This is a genomic window from Mycobacterium paragordonae (genome assembly GCF_003614435.1).
GTDB lineage: Bacteria > Actinomycetota > Actinomycetes > Mycobacteriales > Mycobacteriaceae > Mycobacterium > Mycobacterium paragordonae.
Window position 1 is genome coordinate 577100 of sequence record NZ_CP025546.1, and the last position, 23328, is coordinate 600427.

At 70.5% G+C, this 23328-nt stretch carries 19 protein-coding genes; 5 read left to right on the forward strand and 14 right to left on the reverse strand.

Going from position 1 to position 23328, the window contains the following annotated elements; genetic code table 11:
- Positions 1–61: 61 nt before the first annotated feature.
- Together C0J29_RS02645 and C0J29_RS02650 are read left to right on the forward strand one after the other, a co-directional pair.
- Complete coding sequence (locus C0J29_RS02645; protein WP_065046907.1) at positions 62–1549, forward strand: class I adenylate-forming enzyme family protein; 1488 nt, start codon at positions 62–64, stop codon at positions 1547–1549.
- Complete coding sequence (locus tag C0J29_RS02650; protein ID WP_065046905.1) at positions 1546–1842, forward strand: hypothetical protein; 297 nt, start codon at positions 1546–1548, stop codon at positions 1840–1842. Before C0J29_RS02645 ends, C0J29_RS02650 begins: the two co-directional genes overlap by 4 nt.
- Positions 1843–1883: 41 nt before the next feature.
- Here the strand turns inward: C0J29_RS02650 and C0J29_RS34320 are convergent, their stop codons facing one another.
- From C0J29_RS34320 to C0J29_RS32650, 5 genes are all read right to left on the reverse strand, one after another.
- Entirely contained in the window at positions 1884–3146 is a 1263-nt protein-coding gene (locus C0J29_RS34320) for a PE family protein (RefSeq protein WP_065046903.1), read from the reverse strand.
- A 233-nt stretch (positions 3147–3379) separates the two neighbouring features.
- Positions 3380–4840 carry a PE family protein gene (locus C0J29_RS02660; RefSeq protein WP_065165628.1) on the reverse strand — a complete coding sequence of 487 codons (1461 nt, stop codon included), beginning with the start codon at positions 4838–4840 and terminating at the stop codon, positions 3380–3382.
- Positions 4841–4965: 125 nt separating this feature from the next.
- Entirely contained in the window at positions 4966–6921 is a 1956-nt protein-coding gene (locus C0J29_RS02665) for a PE family protein (RefSeq protein ID WP_120791447.1), read from the reverse strand.
- Positions 6922–7091: 170 nt separating this feature from the next.
- Positions 7092–7712, reverse strand: coding sequence for a TetR/AcrR family transcriptional regulator (locus C0J29_RS02670; RefSeq protein WP_174814812.1), 621 nt, complete (start codon positions 7710–7712; stop codon positions 7092–7094).
- A complete protein-coding gene (locus tag C0J29_RS32650; RefSeq protein WP_162951374.1) occupies positions 7709–7852 on the reverse strand; it encodes a hypothetical protein in 144 nt (47 codons plus the stop codon). The genes C0J29_RS02670 and C0J29_RS32650 overlap by 4 nt, the downstream gene beginning before the upstream one ends.
- A 175-nt stretch (positions 7853–8027) precedes the next feature.
- Here C0J29_RS32650 and C0J29_RS02675 point away from each other — a divergent pair, with 175 nt between their 5' ends.
- Positions 8028–8810 (forward strand): crotonase/enoyl-CoA hydratase family protein, encoded by a 783-nt coding sequence (locus tag C0J29_RS02675; protein WP_120791448.1) that lies wholly within the window; start codon positions 8028–8030, stop codon positions 8808–8810.
- Between the two features lie 132 nt (positions 8811–8942).
- On the opposite strand, the gene C0J29_RS02680 is transcribed toward C0J29_RS02675, so the two are convergent.
- The 5 genes from C0J29_RS02680 to C0J29_RS02700 all read right to left on the reverse strand — a co-directional run bounded on the left by C0J29_RS02680 (position 8943) and on the right by C0J29_RS02700 (position 14881).
- The gene (locus C0J29_RS02680; protein WP_120791449.1) at positions 8943–11336 is read right to left on the reverse strand and encodes a PE family protein; all 2394 of its coding nucleotides are present in this window, start codon (positions 11334–11336) and stop codon (positions 8943–8945) included.
- A 336-nt stretch (positions 11337–11672) separates the two neighbouring features.
- On the reverse strand, positions 11673–13166 hold the full coding sequence (locus C0J29_RS02685) for an aldehyde dehydrogenase (RefSeq protein ID WP_120791450.1): 1494 nt from the start codon (positions 13164–13166) through the stop codon (positions 11673–11675).
- A gap of 98 nt (positions 13167–13264) precedes the next feature.
- The gene (locus C0J29_RS02690) at positions 13265–14044 is read right to left on the reverse strand and encodes a class I SAM-dependent methyltransferase (RefSeq protein WP_370530882.1); all 780 of its coding nucleotides are present in this window, start codon (positions 14042–14044) and stop codon (positions 13265–13267) included.
- A 28-nt stretch (positions 14045–14072) separates the two neighbouring features.
- Positions 14073–14567 carry a lipoprotein LpqH gene (locus tag C0J29_RS02695; protein WP_120791452.1) on the reverse strand — a complete coding sequence of 165 codons (495 nt, stop codon included), beginning with the start codon at positions 14565–14567 and terminating at the stop codon, positions 14073–14075.
- The gene (locus C0J29_RS02700) at positions 14534–14881 is read right to left on the reverse strand and encodes a WhiB family transcriptional regulator (RefSeq protein ID WP_120794508.1); all 348 of its coding nucleotides are present in this window, start codon (positions 14879–14881) and stop codon (positions 14534–14536) included. Before C0J29_RS02700 ends, C0J29_RS02695 begins: the two co-directional genes overlap by 34 nt.
- Before the next feature lie 151 nt (positions 14882–15032).
- On the opposite strand from C0J29_RS02700, the gene C0J29_RS02705 reads away from it, so the two are divergent.
- Complete coding sequence (locus C0J29_RS02705; RefSeq protein ID WP_120791453.1) at positions 15033–16202, forward strand: glycosyltransferase family 4 protein; 1170 nt, start codon at positions 15033–15035, stop codon at positions 16200–16202.
- A gap of 12 nt (positions 16203–16214) precedes the next feature.
- Here C0J29_RS02705 and C0J29_RS02710 read toward each other — a convergent pair whose 3' ends face one another.
- The 3 genes from C0J29_RS02710 to pgfA all read right to left on the reverse strand — a co-directional run bounded on the left by C0J29_RS02710 (position 16215) and on the right by pgfA (position 20118).
- Positions 16215–16994 (reverse strand): YoaK family protein, encoded by a 780-nt coding sequence (locus C0J29_RS02710; protein ID WP_120791454.1) that lies wholly within the window; start codon positions 16992–16994, stop codon positions 16215–16217.
- A gap of 140 nt (positions 16995–17134) precedes the next feature.
- On the reverse strand, positions 17135–18838 hold the full coding sequence (locus tag C0J29_RS02715) for an MmpA family trehalose lipid delivery protein (protein ID WP_120794509.1): 1704 nt from the start codon (positions 18836–18838) through the stop codon (positions 17135–17137).
- 14 nt (positions 18839–18852) lie between these two features.
- Positions 18853–20118, reverse strand: a complete 1266-nt coding sequence (pgfA, locus tag C0J29_RS02720; RefSeq protein WP_162951375.1) for a cell envelope lipid trafficking protein PgfA — start codon at positions 20116–20118, stop codon at positions 18853–18855.
- A gap of 185 nt (positions 20119–20303) precedes the next feature.
- On the opposite strand from pgfA, the gene C0J29_RS02725 reads away from it, so the two are divergent.
- Positions 20304–21554, forward strand: coding sequence for an acyltransferase family protein (locus C0J29_RS02725; protein ID WP_120791455.1), 1251 nt, complete (start codon positions 20304–20306; stop codon positions 21552–21554).
- A 5-nt stretch (positions 21555–21559) separates the two neighbouring features.
- Here the strand turns inward: C0J29_RS02725 and C0J29_RS02730 are convergent, their stop codons facing one another.
- A complete protein-coding gene (locus tag C0J29_RS02730; RefSeq protein ID WP_120791456.1) occupies positions 21560–23323 on the reverse strand; it encodes a DUF6311 domain-containing protein in 1764 nt (587 codons plus the stop codon).
- Between the last annotated feature and the right edge of the window lie 5 nt (positions 23324–23328).

Here is a 23328-nt window from a genome sequence, read left to right on the forward strand (position 1 = left end):
GACATGGGTTACACTATGGCCAAGATTTGTAAAGGTCGCGGGATCCTAGAGGGATCGAGGAATGAGCGTTTCGCTGCTGCTGGAGATGGCTGCGTCGGGCAACCCTGAGCGCACGGCCCTGGTGGCCGGGGACCTACGGTTGACGACGCAGCAGCTCAGCGACCTGGCCGACGGCGGCGCGGGCGTCCTGGCGACGTCGGGGGCACAGCACGTCGTGTACGTCGGGGCCGGCGGCGCGCTGCTGCCGCTGCTGATCTTCGCCTCGGCGCGCGCCGGGCTGCCGTTCACTCCGATCAACTACCGTCTTTCCGCCGACGGTATCCAGGCACTGATCCGCCGGCTGCCCGAACCGCTGGTGATCGTCGACGACCGGTACCGGGACATGATCGGCGACGCCCGGGCGCTGAGTTCCGAGGAGTTCCTCGCGCTGGCCCGCAGCGCCGAGGCCGCCGCGGAGTTCGCCGACCCGGACTCGGTCGCCGTGGTGCTGTTCACCTCGGGCACCACCTCACAACCCAAGGCGGTCGAGCTCACCCACAACAACCTGACCAGTTACATCACCGGAACCGTCGAATTCGATTCGGCCGCACCGGAAGACGCCGCGCTGATCTGCGTGCCGCCTTATCACATCGCCGGGGTGGGGGCCGCGCTGTCCAACCTGTACGCCGGCCGAAAGATGGTGTATCTGCCCAACTTCGACCCCCATGAGTGGGTGCGGCTGGTCAACGACGAACGCGTCACCACCGCGACCGTGGTGCCGACCATGCTGGATCGCATCGTCGCTGTGCTGGAGTCCGGCGAGCACAAGCTGGCCGCGCTGCGCAACCTCGCCTACGGGGGCTCGAAAGTCGGCCTGCCGCTGGTTCGCCGGGCCCTGGAGCTGTTGCCGGACGTCGGCTTCGTCAACGCCTACGGGCTCACCGAAACCAGCTCGACGATCGCCGTGTTGACCCCCGATGACCACCGCGACGCGCACACCGCCGCCGACGCCGTGGTTGCCAGGCGGCTGGGCTCTGTGGGCCGGCCCGTCCCCGGCATCGAGGTGGAGATCCGCGGCGAGGACGGCACCGTGCTGGGCCCGGGGGAGACGGGCGAACTGTTCGTCCGCGGCGAGCAGGTGTCCGGCCGCTACGCCGGGATCGGCTCGGTCCTGGACGAAAACGGTTGGTTCGCAACCAAAGACATCGCCATGATCGACGAGGACGGCTACCTGTTCATCGGTGGCCGCAGCGACGACACCATCATCCGCGGCGGCGAGAACATCGCTCCCGCGGAACTGGAGGAGGTGCTCATCGAGCACCCGCACGTGCGCGACGTCGCGGTGGTCGGTGTCGAGGATCCGCAGTGGGGGCAGGCGATCGTCGCCGTGGTGGTGCCGCGCGACGGCGTCGATCCCGACCCCGAGGAACTGCGCGAGTATGTCCGAAAAAGTTTGCGGGGGTCACGCACGCCGGACCGGGTAGTGTTTCGCGACGAGCTGCCAACCACCGCCACCGGCAAGGTACTTCGCCGGGAGATCATCGAGAACCTAGCAGGGGCGCAAACATGATCAAGAACGGAACCCGCCTGGCCAGCCAGGTGTGTGACACCCAAGTCATCGTCGTCCGCAGTGCGGACAGCCTCGACGACCTGCGCTGCGGCGGCGCGCCGATGGTGGAGATGGGGGCCGGGCGTTCCGGCGAACTCGACCCGGAATTCGCCGACGGCAGCGTGATGGGCAAGCGCTACGTCGACGAGACCGGCGCCGAGGTGCTGGTGACCAAGCCGGGCGCCGGCAGCCTGAGCGTCGGCGACACCAAGTTGGCGCTCAAAGAGGTCAAGCCGCTGCCGGCCAGCGACTGACATTCGACCGGGAGCGTCCGCCCTTTGATTGAGTGGGAACGTCAGAACGTAGCCCCGCGCGGTCCTTTGTTCCCACTGGCTCCCAACACGATCCCGCCGTTGCCGCCGACCCCACCCGGACCGCCGGCGCCGCTACCTGTGGCGCCACCTTCGCCACCGTCGCCGCCATCGCCGAACAGTCCCACAGCGTTGCCGCCGGCGCCTCCCGGTCCGCCCGCACCGATCAGCGTCTGTCCGCCGGTGCCACCGTGCCCGCCGTTGCCGACGAGAAGCCCGCCGTTGCCGCCTGAGCCGCCGGGACCTCCGCTTCCCACCGCGGTGTAGAGACCCCCACCGGTTCCGCCGTCGCCGCCGTTGCCGAACACCCCGGCGTTGCCGCCGGCCCCTCCGCCGAACGTCAACGAGCCGTCACCGCCATCGCCGCCATCGCCGAACAGCAGCCCCCCTTTGCCGCCAGAACCGCCGACGTTGCCGCTGCCGCCGTATCCGGCGTCGCCGCCAGCGCCGCCCGGTCCGTACAGCAGAGCGCCGCTGCCGCCGCTGCCGCCCGCCCCACCGGGGCCGGTGCCGCTATTGGAGAAGCCACCGGCTCCACCGGCTCCGCCGGCACCGAATAATCCGATCGCGTTACCTCCGACGCCACCGTTACCCGCTCGGCCGCCGGTGAATTCGTTCACTCCACCGAACCCGCCGGCGCCGCCATTACCCCACAAGATCCCGCCAGTGCCGCCCGTGCCGCCCATGCCGGCGGTGCCTCCGGCCACGTTGGTGCTCCCGCCGGTGCCGCCGGCGCCGCCGCTGCCGAGGAGTCCGGCGGCTCCGCCATTGCCGCCGCGCTGGCCGCCGGGGCCGGACCCGCCGGTGCCGCCATTGCCCCACAAGATTCCGCCGGCCCCACCGTTCTGTCCCGTCCCGGGTGCGCCGTTGGTTCCGTTGCCGATCAGGGGGCGCTGCAACAGCATCTCGGTGGGTGCGTTGATGACCCCGAGCAGTTGCTGCAGGACCGCCTCGAGCGGCGACGAACTGGCGGCCTCGGCGGCGGTATAGGCGTCCGCTCCGGCGCTCAAAGCCTGCACAAACTGCTGATGAAACGCCGCGGCCTGGGCGCTGACGGCCTGGTAACCCTGTGCTTGTGAGCCGAAGAGGGCCGCTACGGCGGCCGACACCTCATCCGCACCGGCCGCGAGCAGGGCTGTGGTCCGGCCCGCCGCGGCGGCATTGGCCTCGGTGATTGCCGAACCGATGTTGGTCAGGTCCGTTGCGGCACTCGACAGGAGGTCGGGCAGCGCGATGACGAATGACATTTCGCACCTCCCCACCCGCGTGGAGCCCGGCGGTCGCCCGGCGCCATCGCCGAGCCGTGCGGTGAGGTCATTGATTTTAGCGCGATCACCGAACACACATCGGATGTTCCAAGAAAATACCTTGCAAGCTCATTGCAGAAACACACGATCGCACTAGCTGCGGAGCAGCAATACGCCTCGGCAGGAAGACTTTTGGGAACTCGCGATGGAAATGCCGACGTCCCCGGCCGGCCCTATCCGTCGGCCCCGGGCAACCCGAGCAACAGCCCGCCGGCGCCACCGATGCCTCCGTTGGCGGGAAGCTGTCCGGTCCCGCCGTCCCCGCCATTGCCGATCAACTGGGCGTTGCCGCCGTCGCCCCCTAATGCTCCGGTGAATGTGGTGCCCCACCCGGCGTCGCCGCCCCGACCGCCGCTGCCCGTGAAGCCCGCGTTGCCGCCGCGGCCGCCGAAACCACCTCTGCCGAGCCCCTGGCCGCCGTCGCCGCCGTCACCACCGGTCCCGTAGAGCCCGATGGCATTGCCGCCCGCGCCCCCGTCGCCGCCATTGCCGTAGCTGGATTGCCCGCCGGCGCCGCCGTGACCTCCTTGGCCGAACAGGCTGCCGCCGGTACCGCCGTTGCCGCCCAAGCCGCCGTTCCCAAACGTGAACTGCAGCGTGGCGGAGCCGCCGGTGCCACCGGCGCCGCCATTGCCGATCAGGCCGGCCGAACCGCCGTTGCCGCCGGCATACGGGCCGCCCAGAACGGGATTGCCCTCCGTACCGTTGCCGCCGTCGCCGCCGTTGCCACTGAACATCCCGCCGGCGCCCCCGTTTCCGCCGGAGTTGCCGCGGGTGGCGGCTCCGGCGTTACCGCCGCGGCCGCCGTCACCGTTCAGCAGCCCCCCATGGCCTCCCTGGCCGCCTGCGCCGGCGACGCTGTTCTGCGCGTCCCCGACCTGCCCCGAACCGCCGTTGCCGCCGGCGCCTCCGTTACCGAACAATCCGACGGCATCCCCACCCCGGCCACCCGCGCCCCCCGTGGTGGGCGTCAGGGCATACCCGCCCGGCCCTCCGGCACCGCCGTTCCCGACCAGCATGCCCCCGCTGCCGCCGGCGCCGCCGGGGCCGGCGGATTGCAACCCGACGGCAGGACCTCCGGCACCGCCTGTGCCGCCATTGCCGATCAATCCGGCGGCGCCACCGCTTCCTCCCGGCCCGCCAGGACCGAATGCCGTCGCCGGTTTTCCCGATCCGCCGTTGCCGCCGCTGCCCCACAGGAGGCCGCCCGCCCCGCCGTTCTGACCGGTTCCCGGCGCGCCGTCGGCGCCGTTGCCGATCAGTGGGCGCTGCAACAGCACCTCGGTCGGTGTATTGATCAGGTTCAATACCTGTTGCTGCAGGGCCTGCCACGGGTTGGCGACGGCCGCGGCGTTGGCGGCCTCGGCGCCGGCGTACAGATTCGCGCCGGCATCGAGGGCCTGGACGAACTGCTGGTGAAACGCTGCGGCTTGCGCGCTGAGAGCCTGGTAGCCCCGGCCATGCAGCTCGAACAGCGCTGCCACTGCCGCGGACACCTCGTCAGCGCCGGCCGCCAGCAGTCGCGTGGTCGGTACCAGCGTCGACGCGGTGGTTTCGTTGATTGCCGAACCGATGCCGGCCAGGTCCCGCGCTGCGGTCGCCACAACGTCGGGAGATGCGATGACGTAAGACATGTCCTATCCCCACCCTCACCGATGCAGAGTGGTGGAAAGCGTATCGCCGTCCCTGGGAGCACAGGTTTGAATCCGGTCAGAAACCGGCGAAATTCACCGCAGGCACATATATGAGCCGTCGGGGGCTAGCCGTGCGGGCCGGGCGCACCGGCCTTGCCGAACGGTCCGGCGGTGCCACCGCCCCCGCCGGTTCCGCCCGTTCCGGTGGTGAAGCCGGTCCCACCGATGCCGCCACCTCCGCCGGGTCCACCGTTGCCGATGAAGAAGGCATTGCCGCCGGTGCCGCCGCTGCCACCGGGCCCACCCGAAGAGGTGACGGCTACGGAGAAGTTCTGGCCACCGGCACCGCCGTAACCGCCCCAGCCGCCGCTGCCGAACAGCATGCCGCCGTCACCGGCGCTGCCACCTTGGCCTCCTGCCGCGCCCTGCCCGACCGCTGTACCGACGCCGCCGGCCCCACCGAACCCGCCGTCGCCGCCCTGTCCGATGAGCTTGCTGTTGGAGCCGTGACCACCGCTGCCGCCCATGCCGCCGGTGGCGACGGCGTTGCCCGCGCCGCCGTTGCCGCCTGCGCCACCGGCGCCGTTCATGCCGGAGATGATCCCGCTGCTGCCGGCTTCGCCGCCGTTACCGCCGCCACCACCGCCGAATGCGTTGGTGCCGGTGGCGCCGCCGTCACCACCGTGACCGCCGGCACCACTGCTACCGAAGAGCTGGGCCGAGCCACCGCGTCCGCCATTTCCGCCGTGACCGGCCGCACCGAAGAAATTGCCGGTGCCGCCGGCACCACCCGCACCGCCCCAGCCGCCGTTCCCGAACAGCAAGCCGCCGTTTCCGCCGTCGCCCCCGACGCCGCCGTTGCCCGGCGTTCCGAGGCCGTTGAAGGTGCCGCCGTAACCGCCGTTGCCGCCCGCGCCGATCAGCCCGGCGTTGCCGCCGCGGCCACCGAATCCGCCGTTGCCGTTAGCGCTGGGCACGGCGCTGCCGCCGTCGCCGCCGTCGCCGAACAGCAACCCGCCATTGGCGCCCGCCTGCCCGACGGCGCCGCTGCCGCCGTTGCCGCCGGCACCGATGAGCAGGCCGGCCTTACCGGCCAGGCCGCCGGTGCCACTGACAAATCCGGTGCCGCCGTCGCCGCCGTTGCCGACCAACAGGCCGGCGCTGCCGCCGTTGCCGCCGGCGCCCTGCGTGGCGCCGACTCCGCTGTTCCCGCCGCCACCGCCGTCACCGAACAGGAAGGCGTTGCCGCCGTTGCCGCCGATACCCGCGGTGGCCGGGCTACCCACCGTGAGGGAGCTGCCGCCGGCGCCGCCGGCTCCGCCGTTGCCCCACAGGAGTCCGCCGGCCGCACCCGTGCCGCCGTTCCCGGCGGGCGTCAAGACCAGTCCCGAGACGTCCCCGCCGGCCCCGCCGGCTCCGCCGCTGCCCAGCAGCCAGGCACGACCGCCGTTGCCGCCGCCGGCCGCGGCGGCACCGTTGTTGCCGCCGCCCGCGCCACCAGCGCCGCCGTTGCCGTACAGCCACCCGCCGGCGCCGCCGGCTCCGCCGGTACCGGCGGGTGTGGCTGGTGCGCCGGTGTTGCCGGACCCGCCTCGGCCGCCGTTCCCGAGCAGACCGGCATCCCCGCCCCTACCGCCACCGCCGTTGTACCCGTTGCCGCCATTGCCGATGAGCAGACCGCCGGCACCACCGTTCGGGTTGAGTGCGGTCCCGTCGGCGCCGTTGCCGATCAACGGGCGGCCGAGCAGCGCCTGCGTCGGCGCGTTGATCACGTCGAGCAACGGCTGCAGCGGCCCGATGTTCGTCACCTCGGCGGTCGCGTATGCGCTGGCCCCCGCACTCATCGCTTGCACGAACTGTTCGTGGAAGGCCGCGGCCTGCGCGCTGAGGGCCTGGTATCCCTGCGCATGGGCACCGAACAAGGCCGCCACCGCGGCCGAGATCTCGTCGGCACCCGCGGCCAATACCGATGTGGTCGGTAATGCCGCGAGCACGTTCGCCTGGGTGATCGACGAACCCAAATTCGCCAGATCGGCTGCCGCCGCGCTCACAAACTCTGTTGAAGCGAACACATACGACATCCGATTACCTCCCGATAGGCACCCGTGGACTCCGGCTGAGCGTAGCTTGATCACCGCAGCTCAACGGGTTTTTGGAGAAATCTCGGAAACTTGATGGAAATGTACGCCAGAAACAGGGGCGGAATCTCTGGCAGACCCAGTAAAAACGAATTCCCCTGCGCGAAAACGGTTCAGTGGGCGCGCTTGTCGTCCAATCCGTTGCGCCGAACGAATTCCCTTGCCTTGATCAGGAATTCGAGCTGATCGCCGACCTGGCGCAGCGGGATGACGCTGCGGGTCGAGCGACACAGCACGATGGCGCCCTCGAGTGCGGATATCGACATCACCGCCAGCGAAGCCGCGTCCGCGTCGTCGAATCCGTCGGTGACAAATGCCCGGCTGAGCGCGGTGCACCAACGGCCCAGAATCAGGCCGGCTTCGGTGGACAGTTCGAGTTCTTCGTCGGCCGAACCGATCGCGGCCGCGACCACCGGACAGCCGGCGGTGAAATCACACTCGGTCAGCAGACGCTCCCAGAATTCGACGAACTCGCGCAGCAGCGCCTTGGCGCCGCGGTCGACGGCGTTGTCGATGTTGGCCGTGATGGAGTCGCCGGCATAGCGCAGCGCCTCGGTCAGGATCTGATTGCGGCCCTCGGGGAAGTGGTGGTACACCGAACCGCGCGGGGCCCCACTGCGTGCCAGCACTGAGTCGATCGTGACCCCGGCGGCACCGCGCTCCCGCATCACATGGGCGGCGCTGATCAGCATCTTGTCCCGGGTGCCGACGCGCTTCGTGGCGGCCGGTGTCATGCGGCGTGCGACGGCTCGTGCGGGTGCCGGATGGCCGGCCAGTGCAGATGGCGGGCGCTGAGCCGGAATGGCCGCCGGCGCAGGTCAGGCATCTCGCGGGTAAAGGTATGGCCGGCGATGTTGAGCTCGATGATCCACATGACTGCTCCCCGCAGGTGTATTGCGCTCATGCGCCGGGGACCGGCCCATGAATATGCTAAGTAGCATATAACACAGGGGTTTAGTAAGCAATCGCTCGCAATCGACCCGTGATTCAGGGTCGACTCAGCGTTATGCACTATTGCATAATTCATATTTCTGCGGTTCACTCGTGCCATGACCAACACGGTGTCCCTGGAGCGGGACGGACATGTACTGCTGATCGGCCTGAACCGGCCCCACAAGCGCAACTCGTTCGATCGGGAGATGCTCGCCGACCTGTCCCGCGCCTACGCGGTCCTGGAATCGGACCCCGACATGCGGGCTGGTGTGCTCTTCGCCCACGGTGACCACTTCACCGCCGGACTGGACCTGGTCGATGTCGGTCCCGGCATCGCCTCAGGCGAATCGCCGGTGCCCGAGGGGGGACGGGACCCGTGGCGTCTGGACGGCGCCTGGACTACGCCGTTGGTCGCCGTTGCGCAGGGCTGGTGCATGACGCTCGGTATCGAACTGCTGCTGGCTGCCGACATCCGGATCGCGGCGGCCGGAACCCGTTTCACGCAGCTGGAGGTGCAGCGCGGCATCTACCCGTTCGGCGGCGCGACGATCCGGCTGCCTCGCGAGGCGGGCTGGGGGAATGCCATGCGCTGGCTGCTGACCGGCGACGAGTTCGACGCCGCCGAGGCGCACCGGATCGGCTTGGTGCAGGAGGTCGCCGAGGACGGCGCGGCGGCGCTGGCCCGGGCCCGCGAGATCGCGCAGACCATCGCCGAGCGCGCCGCGCCACTGGGCGTGCAGGCCACGCTGGCTTCTGCGCACCTGGCCCGCGAGCGGGGAGAGGCGGCGGCGATCGAGCGGTTGCGCCCCGACGTCGCGGCGTTGTTCGCCAGCGAGGACGCCGCCGAGGGTGTGCAGTCGTTCGTCGAACGACGGCAGGCCAGGTTCAGCGGACGCTGACCGCCAGGCCGGCCGTGGCCGAGCGTCGACCGTGAACCACGCGACGTCCAATCGGCGTGTCGCGCAGCATAATTCACACTCGACGGCTACTGGTCCGGCCGGGCTAGGGGCGCCGGCTTGCCGGGCCCCCGGCTACGGTAAGCCGGCCTTCCCGTCCTGACCGAGCACCAGACCGCCGGTGCCCCCGGCGCCGGCCTTGCCGACGGTAGTGGCACTGCCGCCGTTTCCGCCGTTGCCGCCGTCGCCGACCAGCACGGCGCTGCCGCCCAACCCGCCGGCGCCGCCCTTACCGCCGACACCGCCCGAACCGCCGGCACCGCCGTTGCCACCGTTGTCGAACAGCCCCGACTTGCCGCCGGCCCCGCCGGCTCCGCCGTTGATGGCCACGTCGGGAGCGCCGGCCCCGCCGGTGCCCCCGGCGCCGCCGGAACCGAACAGGAACCCGCCATTGCCGCCGGTGCCGCCGACCCCGCCCGTGGTGTTGAGACTGTCGCCGCCGGTGCCGCCGGCGCCGCCGCCGGCTCCGGATGCGACCAGCAGTCCGGCGTTGCCGCCGGCCCCGCCGGTGCCGCCGAGCAGGTTGCTCTGCCCGCCGTTGCCGCCGTCGCCGCCGCCCCCGAACAGGCCGCCCGCCCCGCCGGCCCCGCCGGTCCCGCCGCTGGTGGTGAAGCCGAAGCCGCCGGTTCCGCCGATTCCGCCGGAGCCGAACACCCCACCGGATCCCCCGTTCCCCCCGACCCCGCCGACGGCAGCACCGGACCCGCCGGTGCCGCCGGCCCCGCCATTGCCGAACAGGCCGCCGGTGCCGCCGGCCCCGCCGGCGCCGGCGCCGGCGGCACCTCCGGATCCGCCGATACCGCCCGCCCCGCCGCGGTTGAACAGTCCGCCGGCACCGCCGGCTCCGCCCTGGCCGCCGAGGCCGAGCGGTGAGAAACCGCCGGTCCCGCCGCTCCCGCCCGCCCCGAACAAGGTCCCACCTGCTCCTCCCGCCCCCCCGGGCAGGCCGGCCGTGGCGCCGGTGGCGGTCGCGCCGGACCCGCCGGACCCGCCGTTGCCGAACAACCAGCCGCCCGCCCCGCCGGCAGCTCCGGTTCCCGGGGCGCCGTTAGCGCCGTTGCCGATCAGCGGACGCCCGGTCGCGGCCTGAATGGGGGAGTTGATCGCCTGCAGCGCCGTTTGCTGGAAGGTGTGTAGCGGGTTGCCGCTCGCCGGGGCGTTGGATCCGTCCGCTCCCAGCAGGGGCCCACCGAGGCCGCCGGCGCCGGTGCTGCCCGCCGTGCCACCGGTGCCGCCATTGCCACCGTTCCCGCCGTTGCCGATCAACACGCCGCTGCCGGCGGCTCCTCCGGCGCCTCCGAAGCCGGTGTTCGTTCCGGCGCCGCCGGCGCCGCCGTTGCCGCCGTTGCCGATCAGCCCAGGCTTGCCGCCGTTTCCACCAGCACCGCCGGTGCTGAGTCCGCCCGAACCACCGTCCCCGCCGGCGCCACCCGTCCCGCCGGAGCCGAACAGCAGGCCGGCGTTGCCGCCGGCCCCGCCGGCTCCGCCGGTGCCCAAGCCTTCGCCGCCGGCACCGCCGGCACCGCCGGTACCGCCGTCGGCGGTGGCGAGCAGGCCGGCGTTGCCCCCCGCGCCGCCGGCCCCGCCGAGCCCGCCACTGGCGCCCGACCCGCCGTCCCCGCCGCCGCCGAACAGCCCGCCGGCCCCACCGGCCCCGCCGGCCCCGCCGATGGCCGCGCTCTCTCCACCGGAACCGCCCGCGCCACCGGTGCCGAACAGGCCGCCCACTCCACCGATTCCGCCGGCGCCGCCATTGGCGCCCAACCTGCCGCTGCCGCCGGCCCCGCCGGTCCCGCCGCTGGTGAACAACCCGCCGGCTCCGCCAGCTCCCCCTACCCCACCCGTGCCGGCGGTCACCGCGTACCCGCCCGGTCCGCCGGCCCCGCCCGTACCGAACAGCAGGGCCGCACCGCCGGCTCCGCCCGCCCCGGCCTTGCCGGTCGATGAGCCGCCGCCCGCCCCGCCTGCCCCTCCGTTGCCGATAAGCCCGGCGGCCCCGCCCGCCCCGCCCGCCTGACCGGGCGCGCCGGACCCGCCGGCCCCGCCGTTGCCGATCAAGATCCCGCCCGCCCCGCCCGGGGCGCCGGTGCCGGGGGCGCCGTTGGCGCCGTTGCCGATCAGCGGGCGTCCCAACAGCGCCTGGGTGGGAACGTTGAGCAGGTCGAGCGCATTCTGTAGCACCGATGCCGCGGTCGCTTCCGCGGTCGCATACGAAGCGCCGCCCGCGGTCAGGGCCGACACGAACTGAGAATGAAATGCCGCCGCCTGCGCGTTGAGCGCCTGATACGCCTCACCGTGCGAGTTGAACACCGCCGCGATGGCCGCCGACACCTCGTCCGCGCCGGCGCTGATCAATGCCGTTGTCGGGCCGGCCGCGCTGGCGCCGGCCGCGCCTATCGCCGAGCCCACACCCGCTAAATCTGTTGCGGCTGTTGATAATAACTCCGGCACCGCGATCACGAACGACATGACAGACCTCCCAAGGCGGGAGGGTCAGCACCAAGGGCCGGCCCGGGTGCGCCCGCCCACACGGGGGGTCGGCAGGAGCGCAGCATAGCGCTGTTCGCCGACCCGCATTCTGGAATTCCGCACCAAAATGGGCGGCTTTGCCGTCAGCTGGAAAACTCTGACGCAGGGGTCAATTCCGTTGTGGCGCAGTCATTCACATGAGTTTCTCGGAAGACTCCGATGTTACTCATATATGAGTGGCATGGTGCGCAGTACCCGGCGTGCTCCCGCCGGCAGACGCAAACTCGCCCCGGGACAGACATTCCGGGGCGAGTTTGCGTCTGCTCAGCGGCGTAGTTACTCGACCGTGTAGCCCATCGGCATCAGCACACTCTTCTGCTGGGTGAAGTGCTCGACACCCTCGGGCCCGTTCTCCCGCCCGATGCCCGAGTTCTTGTAGCCGCCGAACGGGCAGCAGGGGTCGAACGCATACCAGTTGATCGCGTACGTTCCGGTGCGGATCTTCTCGGAGATCTCAATTCCCTTGGGCACGTTGGTCGTCCACACGCTGCCGGCCAATCCGTACACCGAGTCGTTGGCGATCTTGATCGCGTCCTCCTCGGTGTCGTAGGGGATGATGCTCAGCACCGGGCCGAAGATCTCCTCCTGCGCGATCGTCATCTTGTTGTCGACGTCGGCGAACACCGTGGGCTGCACGAAGAATCCGTTGTCCAGTCCCTCGGGCCGTCCGCCGCCGCACACCACCCGGGCGCCTTCCTCTTTGCCTTTGGCGATGTAGCTCTCGACCCGGGCACGCTGCTTCTCCGAGATCAGCGACCCGATCTGGGCGTTCGGGTCCGACGGCGGTCCTACCGGCAGCGCCTGCACGAAAGCGCTTACGGCGTCTACGATTTCGTCGTACCGGGAGCGCGGCGCGAGGATGCGGGTCTGCCCGACGCACGCCTGCCCGGTGTTCATGATCCCGGAGAACACCATCATCGGAACCGCCGAGGCCAGGTCGACGTCCTCGAGCACGATCGCCGCCGACTTGCCGCCCAACTCCAGGGTGCACGGCTTGAGCATGTCCGCGGCGCGCTTGCCGATTTCCTTTCCGACCGCGGAGCTGCCGGTGAAGGTGAACAGGTCGACGTCGGGGTTGGAGGTCAGTGCCTGCCCGGTCTCGATGCCGCCGGGCACCACCGACAACACCCCTTCGGGCAGGCCGGCGTCGGCGAATACCTCGGCCAAAGCGTTTGCGGTCAAAGGTGTTTCGGCCGCGGGCTTGAGCACCACCGTGCAGCCGGCCAACAGCGCGGGCCCCAGCTTGTTGATCGCCAGGAACAGCGGCACGTTCCAGGCCACGATCGCGCCCACCACGCCGATCGGCTCCCGGTGCACGATGGTCTGGCCGTAGGAGCCGTTGCGGATCTCGCGCCACTTGACCTGGTCGGCCGCCGGCCCGGCGAAGAAGCTCATCGCCCCCATCGACCCCATCCAGTGCATGGTTTCGATGGTCATCGGCGGCTGCCCGGTCTCATCGGCGAGCAGCTTGGCGAAGAGCTCCTTGCGCTCTTCGAGCAGTTGCTGAGCCTTGGCGATGACGGCCGCGCGTTCCTTGGGGGGAGTCGTGGGCCACGGCCCGCTGTCGAATGCGGCGCGGGCCGCGGCGACCGCGGCGTCGACGTCGGCCGCCGTCGCCAGCGGCACCTTGCCGACGTATTCGCCGGTGGCCGGACAGTGCACCTCGATGACCTCGGCGGTCGCCGGCTCCGTCCATTTGCCGCCGATGAACAGCTTGTCGTATTCGGTCGTGTCGCTCTTGGTCGTCGGGTCGTTCTTAATCGTCGTCATGTTGGGCCGCTCCTCCTCTTCGCACCGCGCCGCACCGTCGCGAGCAGGCTCATGGGCGCCACCCTACCCAAGCCGGAGCGAGATTAGAACATGTTCCATTATGGGGGCGACAGGACCAGCACCAGATTGCTCACCGCGAACTCGCGCAGCACCGGCACCGAGGTCACCCACCAGGCCCAGCGCGGGTGGTACCGAGGGAAAGTCGCGACGGCGCACCCCGTGGCGCGGGCCCAGTCCAAGCCGTCCGCGGCGGACACCGCGAACAACGACGAGCCGTAGTTGTTCTTGGCTACATGGCCGTGTCTGCGTTCGTACAGCGCGGCGGCCCGGGTGCCGCCGAGGTAATGCGTCAGGCCCATCTCGTGCCCGCCGAACGGACCCAGCCAGACGGTGTAGGACAGCACGACCAGCCCGCCCGGCTTGGTCACCCGCAACATCTCATTGCCCAGTTGCCACGGGCGGGGTACGTGCTCGGCGACGTTGGACGACAGGCAGATGTCGACGGAGTCGTCGGCGAACGGAAGAGCCATGCCCGACGCCCGCACCAACGCGCCCGATGCGCCTGTGACGCAGGGCCCGGCCGCATGCATCTCGCCGGAGTCGGGCTCGACGCCGATGTAGCGGAGCCCGGCGTCGGTGAACGCCGACGCGAAGTATCCGGGCCCGCCGCCCACATCGAGCAGGGTGCGCCGGACCGGGGGACCGCCGCGCAACCCCCGCCACAGATCGCCCACCATCGATGCGGTGTCGGCGGCCAGCGCCCCGTAGAACCGCGCAGGATCGGGTTGCTCGTAGCGGAACTCCGACAGCAGCCGAACCGACCGGCGCAGGGTCGCCCGTCGCGCGAACAGCTTGGTCGGCTGGACAGGACGGGCCACCCGGCACACCATACGGGCGACGCGGCAATCAGGGGCAGGTGAACTGGATTCGGAACGGCTTCTTCACGTCGTCGCTGTCGGTGTTGAGACCCCACGAGGTGCCACCGACGATGTAACGCTTGCCGTCCTTGCTCGCCGATGCCTCGCCCTTTTGCGGCGGATCCATGACGAAAAGGGTGTAGCCGACCAGGTTCTGCAGAATGACCATTCGTACCCGGGGCAATTCGCGGTTGACGGTCAGCGTGATCTTGACGGCGATCGGTTCTTTGCCGATGGCGATCATCGTCTCGCCTCCGTCCAGCGCGATGCAGGCGATCTGCCCGTCAATGGTGTGTTCCTGGCCGTCGACAACCACTTTGGCGTCGTTGGTCTCGGCTATCGCGCCGCCCGTGTAGGTGACGGTGGGTCCGCTGAGGGTGGGGGAGAAACTGGTGTGGCTGCACCCGGTGAGGCTCGTGGTCAGCGCGGCCGCGCCGGCAACAGCGGCGGCTAGACGGTGTCGGCGCCGGATGGTTGTCGCCATCGTCGAGCCCTTCCGTTCTGTCTGCGAGCGTGTTGTTCGGCGAGCACGGCGGCCCAGGATTCCACGTGCGGGTATGTCTTGAGCAGGGACCTGCGCTGACGCTCGGTCAAGCCGCCCCAGACGCCGTACTCGAACCTGTTGTCGAGCGCATCGGCCGCACATTCCCACTTGCCCGGGCACTGTCGGCAAATCGACGCCGCTTGGCGTTGCATCGCCCCGGCGACGAACAGCAGTTCGGCATCGCTGGACCTGCAGACCGCCCGCAAGCGCCAATCGGGTTCGTCTGCCCCCGCGGCCCGGGAGGCCGGCGCGATTTCTGACACGGTTTGTCCCTTCTGCGCGTGCCGTAACGACGTGATCTACATATGATACATCAACGCATCAGATGCTAGAACGACTTCATCTGCAAGGGGACGCCCGCTGGTCGATGCTGCGGACGCGCCGCGCCCGTTAGGCTGATCATCAATGCCTGACCTGCGAACGTCTGACCTGCGATCCGTGCTGCTGCTGTGCTGGCGCGATACCGGGCACCCGCAGGGCGGTGGCAGCGAGACTTACCTGCAGCGCATCGGCGCACAGCTGGCCGCCGCCGGCGTCACCGTCACGCTGCGTACCGCCCGCTACCCCGGCGCCGCGCGGCGCGAGGTCGTCGACGGTGTCCGCATCAGTCGCTCCGGCGGGCCCTACACGGTCTACATTTGGGCGATGCTCGCCATGGCCCTGGCCAGAATCGGCCTGGGCCCGCTGCGACATGTCAAACCCGACGTCGTCGTCGACACGCAGAACGGACTGCCGTTCCTGGCCAGGCTGATATACGGCCGGCGGGCGGTCGTGCTGGTCCACCACTGCCACCGCGAGCAGTGGCCGGTCGCCGGCCCGGTGCTGTCCCGGGTGGGTTGGTTCGTCGAGTCGACGCTGTCGCCGCGGCTGCACCGGAGCAACCAGTACGTCACGGTGTCACTGCCGTCCGCGCGGGACCTTGAGGTGCTCGGGGTGGACGGCGCGCGAATTGCCGTGGTGCGCAACGGTCTTGACGAGGCGCCGGCACAGACCCTGACCGGGCCCCGCGCGGCCGCCCCGCGCGTGGTGGTGCTGTCCCGTCTGGTGCCGCACAAACAGATCGAGGACGCGCTGGACGCGATCGCCGTGCTGCGAACCCGAATCCCGGGCCTGCATCTGGACGTTGTGGGTGGTGGCTGGTGGCGCGACCGCCTCGTGGAGCACGTGCAGCAGCGCGGCATCGCCGACGCTGTCACCTTTCACGGCCACGTCGACGACGTCACCAAGCACCACGTGCTGCAGAGCTCGTGGGTGCAGCTGCTGCCGTCCCGCAAGGAGGGGTGGGGGCTGGCGGTGGTCGAAGCCGGCCAGCACGCGGTGCCGACGATCGGCTACCGGTCCTCGGGCGGATTGTCCGACTCGATCATCGACGGCGTCACCGGGGTCCTGGTGGACAACCGCGCCGAGTTGGTCGACCGGCTTGAAGAGTTGCTGTCCGACGAGGTGCTGCGCGAGCAGCTGGGAGCCAAGGCCCAGGCGCGCAGTCTGGAGTTCTCCTGGCCGCAGAGCGCCGACGCGATACGCACGGTGCTGGAAGCCGTTCAGGCCGGAGAACCGCTTAGCGGCCTGGTCTGACGTCGGCGGGAATCAGGCGCTCGCCGGGGCGGGTTCTGCGACGCGCGGGCGCCCAATCGGCGCCAGCACCGGGAACTTCCGGCCGTTCAGCGAGCTCGCCGCCGCGACGGTGCCGCACAGCGCCGCCGGCACCAACAGCGCGTAGCCCTCGAGCGACGTCCCGATCAGCAGGCCCGCGGTACCGCCGGCCAGGAAGAGGACCAGGGTCAGCGACAGGACCGCGGCCTTCCACTTCTCGATTCCCTGCCGCCGGGCGCGGCCGATCATCAACCCGAGGTCGGTGACCGTGCCGGTGAAGTGGGTGGTGCGGATCGCCATCCCGCGGAAACTCGACGTGAGCCCGTTCTGCATGCCGAGCGCCGCGGCCGCCAGCAGCGCCTGCACCGCGGTCTGCTCGACCCCGACTGCCTCGATGGCTGCCCTGACCTGAGTTTCTTCCACGCCAAGCGCGGCGAGGACCAGCAGGGTCGCCTCGGCGGCCAGGACCGCGGCATGCCGTGGGCCGGGTAGGTGGTGACTGTGGCCGAGGATGGCCCCGGCAGTGATGGCGCCGAACCAGAATCCCAGCAGGATCGCGGCGAGGATGTGGCCTTCGTACAGCAGCGGGTTGGCGGTGTTCATGCCGAGCTGGGTCGTGACGGCGGTGAGGTTGCCGACCGGGAAGGCGAGCAGCAGCAGGGCGACCGCATTGACGAAGCCGGCGACGAACGCCAGAACGCCGCTGTACCCGAGCAACAATCCCTGGGCTCGCTTGCTCGACGATGAGGGTCGAGTGGTGCGGTCGCGTTGCATCAGGCTTCCTTTACGGCACGGCGGTTGTCGTGGCTTCGTTAAGAAGGCTATATAGCGAAATTTGCTTCATCAATAAGTTTTCGTATGAGTTTGGCCAGAGATGGAGCGACAGAGGAGTCGAATCGCATTGTCCCCGTAACTCATTGGTGATTTGCGCCACGCAACCTGGCGCGGCGGGCGGCTATTGTGCGCCACCCCAACCCCACTCCGCCCGCCATCAGCAGTGCCAGCCAGGCGAAATGCGCGAGCAGCACGGACCGGCGGTGGGAGGCAGGTACGCCCGCGCTGTGGCCACCGATCCGGTACAGCGCGATGTCGCCGTCCCGGTAGGCCGGCGTCAGAGAACCAACGGTGCGAGCGCCGGCCCCGGTATCGCCGGGGGTGCCCGACTCGACCACCAGCCAGGCCACCCCGGCCGCGGCCAGGCTCGAAGGCTCCTGCCCGGACGACAGCATTTGCTGCACGGCCCGGGCATGGTCGCCCTCGCCCGGCACGGTCACGCCGGAGATCACCAGGTCACCTGTGGTCAGCACATCGGCACGGACCCAGCGGGGCAGCGGATCGAGCACCGGAGCCGGCCCGGACCAGGAGAAGCGCCGCATCGTCCCGGCCGGCAGTACCGCTACGGCGCCGGGTTCGGCGTTGATCCGCTCCGCCATCGCCGTCCACCCCGGCGGATAGTGCACCGGGGATATCCGGCCCCACACTCCCCAGGCCAGATCCGGCAACACCAGGACCAGCGCCAGGCAGCACACCGCCGCAGTGGCCGCGGACGGCAGCCGGCGCCGCAGAGTGAGCACCGCGCCCGCGGCCGCCAGGACGTAGCCGGGTACCGCCAGCGCCACCCACTTCTGTCCGTCGCGCAATACGCCCAGGCCCGGCACCGCGTCCACCGCCGCTCGCAGCACGTGCAATCCGGGGCCGCTCGCCAGCACGGCCGGCACCACCACGGCCGCCACGCAAAGCAGCAGCAACGGCCGGGCGGCCGGTCGCCGCGCCACCACCGGCAGTCCCGCCACCACCACCCCCAGCAGCACGACGGCCGCTGCCGCCGCGAAAAGCGTTGTCCGCGAAGCGGGTACCGCTTCGCCGTTCCAAATCCCGCCCAGCCCGGCCAGGCTGAACAGGGTGCCCAGGCCGGGCTCGGCGCGGGGGGCGAAGGCGTCCACGCCGGCCCCGTTGCCGGCCCCGGTGCCGACCCGCAACGAGGAACCCAGCAGTGACGCCGTCAGCCACGGCAACGCGCCCACCACCGAGAAACCCAGCGCCGCCACCGCACACAGCCAGCGCGGCCGTCCGGCCCCGGGGCCGGCTACGCACACCGACGCCACCGTCGCGGCGAGAATCAGCCCGGTCGGCGTCAGCCCAGCCAGCGCGATCCAGAACGCCAAACCGAACACCCCGGTGCCACCGGCGCGCATTCCAAGCATCGCGGTCGCCACCCACGGCAGGCAGCCGTAGCCGACGAGCAGGCTCCAGTGGCCCTGCAGCAACCGCTCCGCGACGTAGGGGTTCCAGATCGCCAGGGTGATCGCGACGAATTCGCCGCCGCCGGCCGCCTCGGGCAGCACCGCGACGACCAAGCGCGCCGCACCCCACCCCGCCAGCCACAGCCCCAGCACCAGCAGTGCCTTGACCACGACACCGCCGTCGAGAACTTGTGATGCCAGCGCCACCGCGAAGTCCTGCGGCGTCGCGCGCGGCGCCGCCGTCAACCCGAGCGCGGTGTCGGACAGATAGGACCGCGGAGTGGACACTGCGTCGCGCAGCAACAGGTAGCCCGGGCCCAGCAGTGGGCCGACCACCAGCAGCGACAGAGCGAGGGCGTACGGCGGCCGGGCCATCCAGGCCCGCACCGTTAGGTCCGTTCGGTGGGCGGCGGCTCGCCGGCTTCCGGCGGATCCTTGGGCGGATCCGGATCCAGTGGACTCGGATCGTCTTCGACCAGATCCGGTCGCTGGGCGGGAATCTTCTCGGTTTCCGCTTCCGCCCCCGGAGTCGGGGGTTCCAGCCCCGCGCGCCGCAGGAAGTCGGTGTCGTCGCGATCCAGACTGGGGTCGGTCAGCGCGCTCTCAGTGCGCAGGCTGAACGAGGCCAGGACCCCGCCGCCGATGAGCGCGATCAACCCGATCGCCGTGAAGGTGATCGGCAGCACCCGCGACCACAGCGCCACCCGGTCGCCTTCGTCCCGCGCGGAGTTGACCTGCGACTCCACCGTCTCCTGGGTCGAGGTGAGCTTGTAGTCGACCAGCGTCACCTCGGGCTTGAGCGCGTCGCGGGCGTAGTAGTGGTGCGCCTGCTCGGTTTCCTTGACGATCGTCCCGGACACCGGGTCCACCCAGAAGGTGCGCTTGGCGGTGTAGTAGCGGGTCATGGTGATCTGCTCGTTCGGCTCCCCGGGCACACCCCACATCGACGCGCTCGTGGTGATCTTGCCGTCCTCGTTGCCGCCGTACAGCGACGGATAGGTGATCGGGGCGACCAACTTGCCCTCGCTGTTGACGCCCACGTTCTGCGTGAACCGGTAGGTGCTCAGGCCGTTGACGTCCTCCTGGCCTTCATAGTTCGCGTCGAACGGCTTCTGCGCGATCGGGTCGAAGTAGGGGTAGGTCTTGCGCTCGGTGTTGAACGGGAAGCGGTAGGCCAGACCCTCGTGCCGCAGCGGCATCGCGGTCGGCGGGTTCTCGTCGCCGATGCCGCGCGGCTTCTGCACGTAGCCACCCGGGTGCGAGTCGTCCGACACCGCCATCGCGGTCTTGCGGTTGATGGTCACGGTGTCGACGATGGCCAGCATCAACCCGCTGTCCTTCTGCTTGTCGCTGCGCCGGACCGACGAACCGACCTGCAGGGTGACCACGTCGGCGTTGGCGGGCGCTTCGACGCTGATCTGCTGCTGGGACACCAACGGTACGTTCTGGTTGACGACGACCCGGTCGGTGGACAGGGAGGCCGCGTCGATGGCGGTTCCGTTGCCCTCGCTGACCAGCGTCGCGTCCAGATTGAGCGGGATCTTGGCGATCCTGCTGCTGGTATAGGTCGACAACAACAACGCGGCGATCAGCAGTGCGGCTCCGAGACCGATAGTTCCGCATGCGGCGATGCGCAACATGACTGCTCGGTTCACGTTGCTGTGACCTCCTTCTGGTCCATCAGTTCGTCCGGGACACACCGGTCGCGACCCGCCTTGACCTGACCAAGCGAGGCAAACCCGTTTGACCCTAACAGCAGAACGTGGTGCCGCTCCGTACGAGCTGAGTACGAACCTGGGCACGAAACTTAGGCACGAACCCAGCACGAACCTAGGGCCCAATGTACGGACGTGGCCCGGCCCGAGGTGTACCCGCTGCCGCCGACCACATCCACGGGCAGACTGGGACCGTGACTGACGGCCGACAGGTGGGTGGCACCCGCAGTTTCCTGCCCGCCGTCGAGGGGATGCGGGCCTGCGCGGCCATCGGCGTGGTCGTCACCCACGTCGCCTTCCAGACGGGGCACTCCAGCGGGGTCGACGGCCGCTTGTTCGGCCGGTTCGACCTGGCCGTCGCGGTCTTCTTCGCGTTGTCGGGATTCCTGCTGTGGCGCGGGCACGCCGCGGCGGAACGCGATCTGAAGCCCCGTCCGCGCACCGGTCACTACCTGCGTTCCCGGGTGGTCCGCATCATGCCGGCCTACCTGGTCGCGGTGGTGGTGATCCTGACCCTGCTGCCCGACTCCGACCACGCCAGCCTCACGGTCTGGCTGGCCAACCTGACGCTCACCCAGATCTATGTGCCCCTGACCCTGACCGGCGGCCTCACCCAGATGTGGAGCCTGTCGGTCGAGGTGACCTTCTATCTGGCGCTGCCCATCCTGGCCTGGCTGGCCCGGCGGATCCCGGTCGGCGCGCGGCTGCCGGCGATCGCCACGCTGGGCGCGCTCAGCTGGGCGTGGGGCTGGCTGCCGCTGGCCGTGCTGGGCGGCGGCCCCGGCGCCAACCCGCTGAACTGGCCGCCGGCGTACTTCTCCTGGTTCGCCGCGGGCATGGTGCTGGCCGAGTTGGTGCACAGTCCGCTCGGGTGGGTGCACCGACTGGCCCGGCACCGGGTAGCCATGGCGGCGATCGCGGTGGCCGCCTACCTGGTGGCCGCCTCGCCGCTGGCCGGGCCCGCGGGTCTGGTGCCCAGCAGCCCCGCGCAGTTCTCGGTGAAGACCGCGATGGGCTCGGTGGTGGCTTTCGCGCTGCTGGCGCCGCTGGTGCTGGACCGGCCGGACACTCCCCACCGGCTGCTGGGGAGCACCTTCATGGTGACCCTGGGCCGCTGGTCCTACGGCCTGTTCATCTGGCATCTCGCCGCACTGGACATGGTGTTCCCGGTGCTCGGCATCTTCGCGTTCAACGGCCACATGCCGGTGGTGCTGGCGCTGACCCTGCTCTTCGGCATCGCGATCGCCGCGGTGAGCTACGCCCTGGTCGAGTCGCCGTGCCGGGAAGCGTTGCGCCGCTGGGAGAAACGGGACAGCGAGAAACGGGAGAGTAAGGCGGAGCCGGAGGACAGCGAGGCGGACGCGATCGCGCCGTGACGTCACTAGGGCGGCGGCGCAACGACACCCCGGACGTCGACGTCCCGCCAGATGGCGATCTCACCGACATATTGCGGCGCGCGGCCGAACAGGTCGCTGAAGAACGCGATCAACGCCTGCCACTCCTGCGTCGGCCCGACGATGACATGGCGCACCCCCGCCCTCACTAGATCGGCGCCCACCTGGTCACGAACCTCACCGCGCGCTACCAGCGGGGTGCCGCTCTGAATCGTCACCATCACCGAGTACAGCCGCGTCGGCGGTGGCCCGGGCCGCGTGCCGCCGTCCGGCTGCGGCATGTAGGCGTAGGCCTCGGGCATGCGCAGCCCGTAGTCGGTCTCCGCCGCCCACAGCATCGGTGCGGCACGGCCCTGCGGGTCCCGGAAATAAGGGGCGACGAGCACGGTTTCGTCGGGCCCGATGTGCCGGCCGGCCCACGTCCGGAAGAAGACGGGGGTGTAGGAGGGCATCCGCTGGAGCGGAGCCGGCAGGATCAGCGTCAGCGCTGCGGCCACGGCTAGCAACCACCGCGCCTTGGGTCGCGGGGCCAGCCGGGTCGCCCGCGCGATGACGACCGCGACGACCACCGCGACCGCCAGCCAGACGAACAGTGTGAATCGCCCCGGCAGCACATGGCGCATCAGAGGCAGCCTGCTGAAGGGAAGCCAGGGCAGCGGGACGGGCAACGCCTTCGTGCCGATATGCAGCCACGGTCCCAGCGACAGCACCAGCAGCAGCCCGCCGGTGCAGCTCGCCACGCGGATGCGCAGGTCGTCCCACTGCCGGACGGCGACGGCGACCAGTATGACCAGCAACGGCAGGCCGAGATAGGCCGTCGCCTCGTGGTACAGGCCGCTGAACTCCCGCGAGAGCTGCGTGGCCGCGTGCGGGGCGATCAGCTGATAAGGCGTCGGAACGACGAGATTCAACAGGTCGGTCGAGAAGATCCTGGAATCCTGAACCTGCCTGGTAATGCGTTGCGGTCCGAAGAACTGCGTGATCAGGGGCCAGGACGAGAGCAGCAGGAACACCGGCGCGGCGACCGCGAGCGCGGGGGCCAGCCGCCTCAGTGCATCGCGCCACCGCGCGCGGCCGGCCACGCCCAGGGTGCAAATCAGCACTCCGGCCGCCACCACGCCGGTGGCCAGCATCTCCGCCGCGATCAGCAGTTGGGCGCTGCCCAGCAATCCGAGCGCCACCCCCGTCTGCCACGGCGGCCGGCGCCGGGTGACCAGCAGCTCGTCGATGGCGATCAGGACCAGCGGCGGGACCCAGGCCGTCGCGAGGTTTAGGTGCAGCGCCGCATGGGAGGCGACGTAGGGAGAGAACGCGTACACCGCGCCACCGACGACCGGACCCGGGCCGTCGCCCGTCCAGCGGCGGATCGCCAGCCACGCGGTCCACCCGCTGAGCGCGATGCCGGCCACCATCAGGACGTTGAAACCGAAGACGGGGCCGCCGATCTTCGCCGGTAGCCAGCCGAGAAGGCCCAGCAGCGTCATCGGGGTGTTCCACATCAGGTTGACCCCGGCGGGCGCGCCGATCTGCGTCGTGAAGAACGGGTTGAGGCCGTGCGCGAGCGCGTGCGGCGCCCAGCCCAGGTACCAGATCGTCTGCTGCTGATCGCAGCAGCCGCCGGCCCAGCCCGATCTCGGATCGCTCCAGGCGCCGATGGTCAGGACGACGGCCCCCAGCAGGTAACCGGCGAACACGATGAGGCCACCGCGAGATCCGGTGGTCCACCGCCGAAAGCCGCTCCCGCCGGTCACCCGGG

Coding starts and splice junctions, on each gene's coding strand:
- C0J29_RS02645 (WP_065046907.1), top strand. CDS start 62: ATGAGCGTTTCGCTGCTGCTGGAGATGGCTGCGTCGGGCAACCCTGAG.
- C0J29_RS02650 (WP_065046905.1), top strand. CDS start 1,546: ATGATCAAGAACGGAACCCGCCTGGCCAGCCAGGTGTGTGACACCCAA.
- C0J29_RS34320 (WP_065046903.1), bottom strand. CDS start 3,146: ATGTCATTCGTCATCGCGCTGCCCGACCTCCTGTCGAGTGCCGCAACG.
- C0J29_RS02660 (WP_065165628.1), bottom strand. CDS start 4,840: ATGTCTTACGTCATCGCATCTCCCGACGTTGTGGCGACCGCAGCGCGG.
- C0J29_RS02665 (WP_120791447.1), bottom strand. CDS start 6,921: ATGTCGTATGTGTTCGCTTCAACAGAGTTTGTGAGCGCGGCGGCAGCC.
- C0J29_RS02670 (WP_174814812.1), bottom strand. CDS start 7,712: ATGACACCGGCCGCCACGAAGCGCGTCGGCACCCGGGACAAGATGCTG.
- C0J29_RS32650 (WP_162951374.1), bottom strand. CDS start 7,852: ATGTGGATCATCGAGCTCAACATCGCCGGCCATACCTTTACCCGCGAG.
- C0J29_RS02675 (WP_120791448.1), top strand. CDS start 8,028: ATGACCAACACGGTGTCCCTGGAGCGGGACGGACATGTACTGCTGATC.
- C0J29_RS02680 (WP_120791449.1), bottom strand. CDS start 11,336: ATGTCGTTCGTGATCGCGGTGCCGGAGTTATTATCAACAGCCGCAACA.
- C0J29_RS02685 (WP_120791450.1), bottom strand. CDS start 13,166: ATGACGACGATTAAGAACGACCCGACGACCAAGAGCGACACGACCGAA.
- C0J29_RS02695 (WP_120791452.1), bottom strand. CDS start 14,567: ATGGCGACAACCATCCGGCGCCGACACCGTCTAGCCGCCGCTGTTGCC.
- C0J29_RS02705 (WP_120791453.1), top strand. CDS start 15,033: ATGCCTGACCTGCGAACGTCTGACCTGCGATCCGTGCTGCTGCTGTGC.
- C0J29_RS02710 (WP_120791454.1), bottom strand. CDS start 16,994: ATGCAACGCGACCGCACCACTCGACCCTCATCGTCGAGCAAGCGAGCC.
- C0J29_RS02715 (WP_120794509.1), bottom strand. CDS start 18,838: ATGGCCCGGCCGCCGTACGCCCTCGCTCTGTCGCTGCTGGTGGTCGGC.
- C0J29_RS02725 (WP_120791455.1), top strand. CDS start 20,304: ATGTACGGACGTGGCCCGGCCCGAGGTGTACCCGCTGCCGCCGACCAC.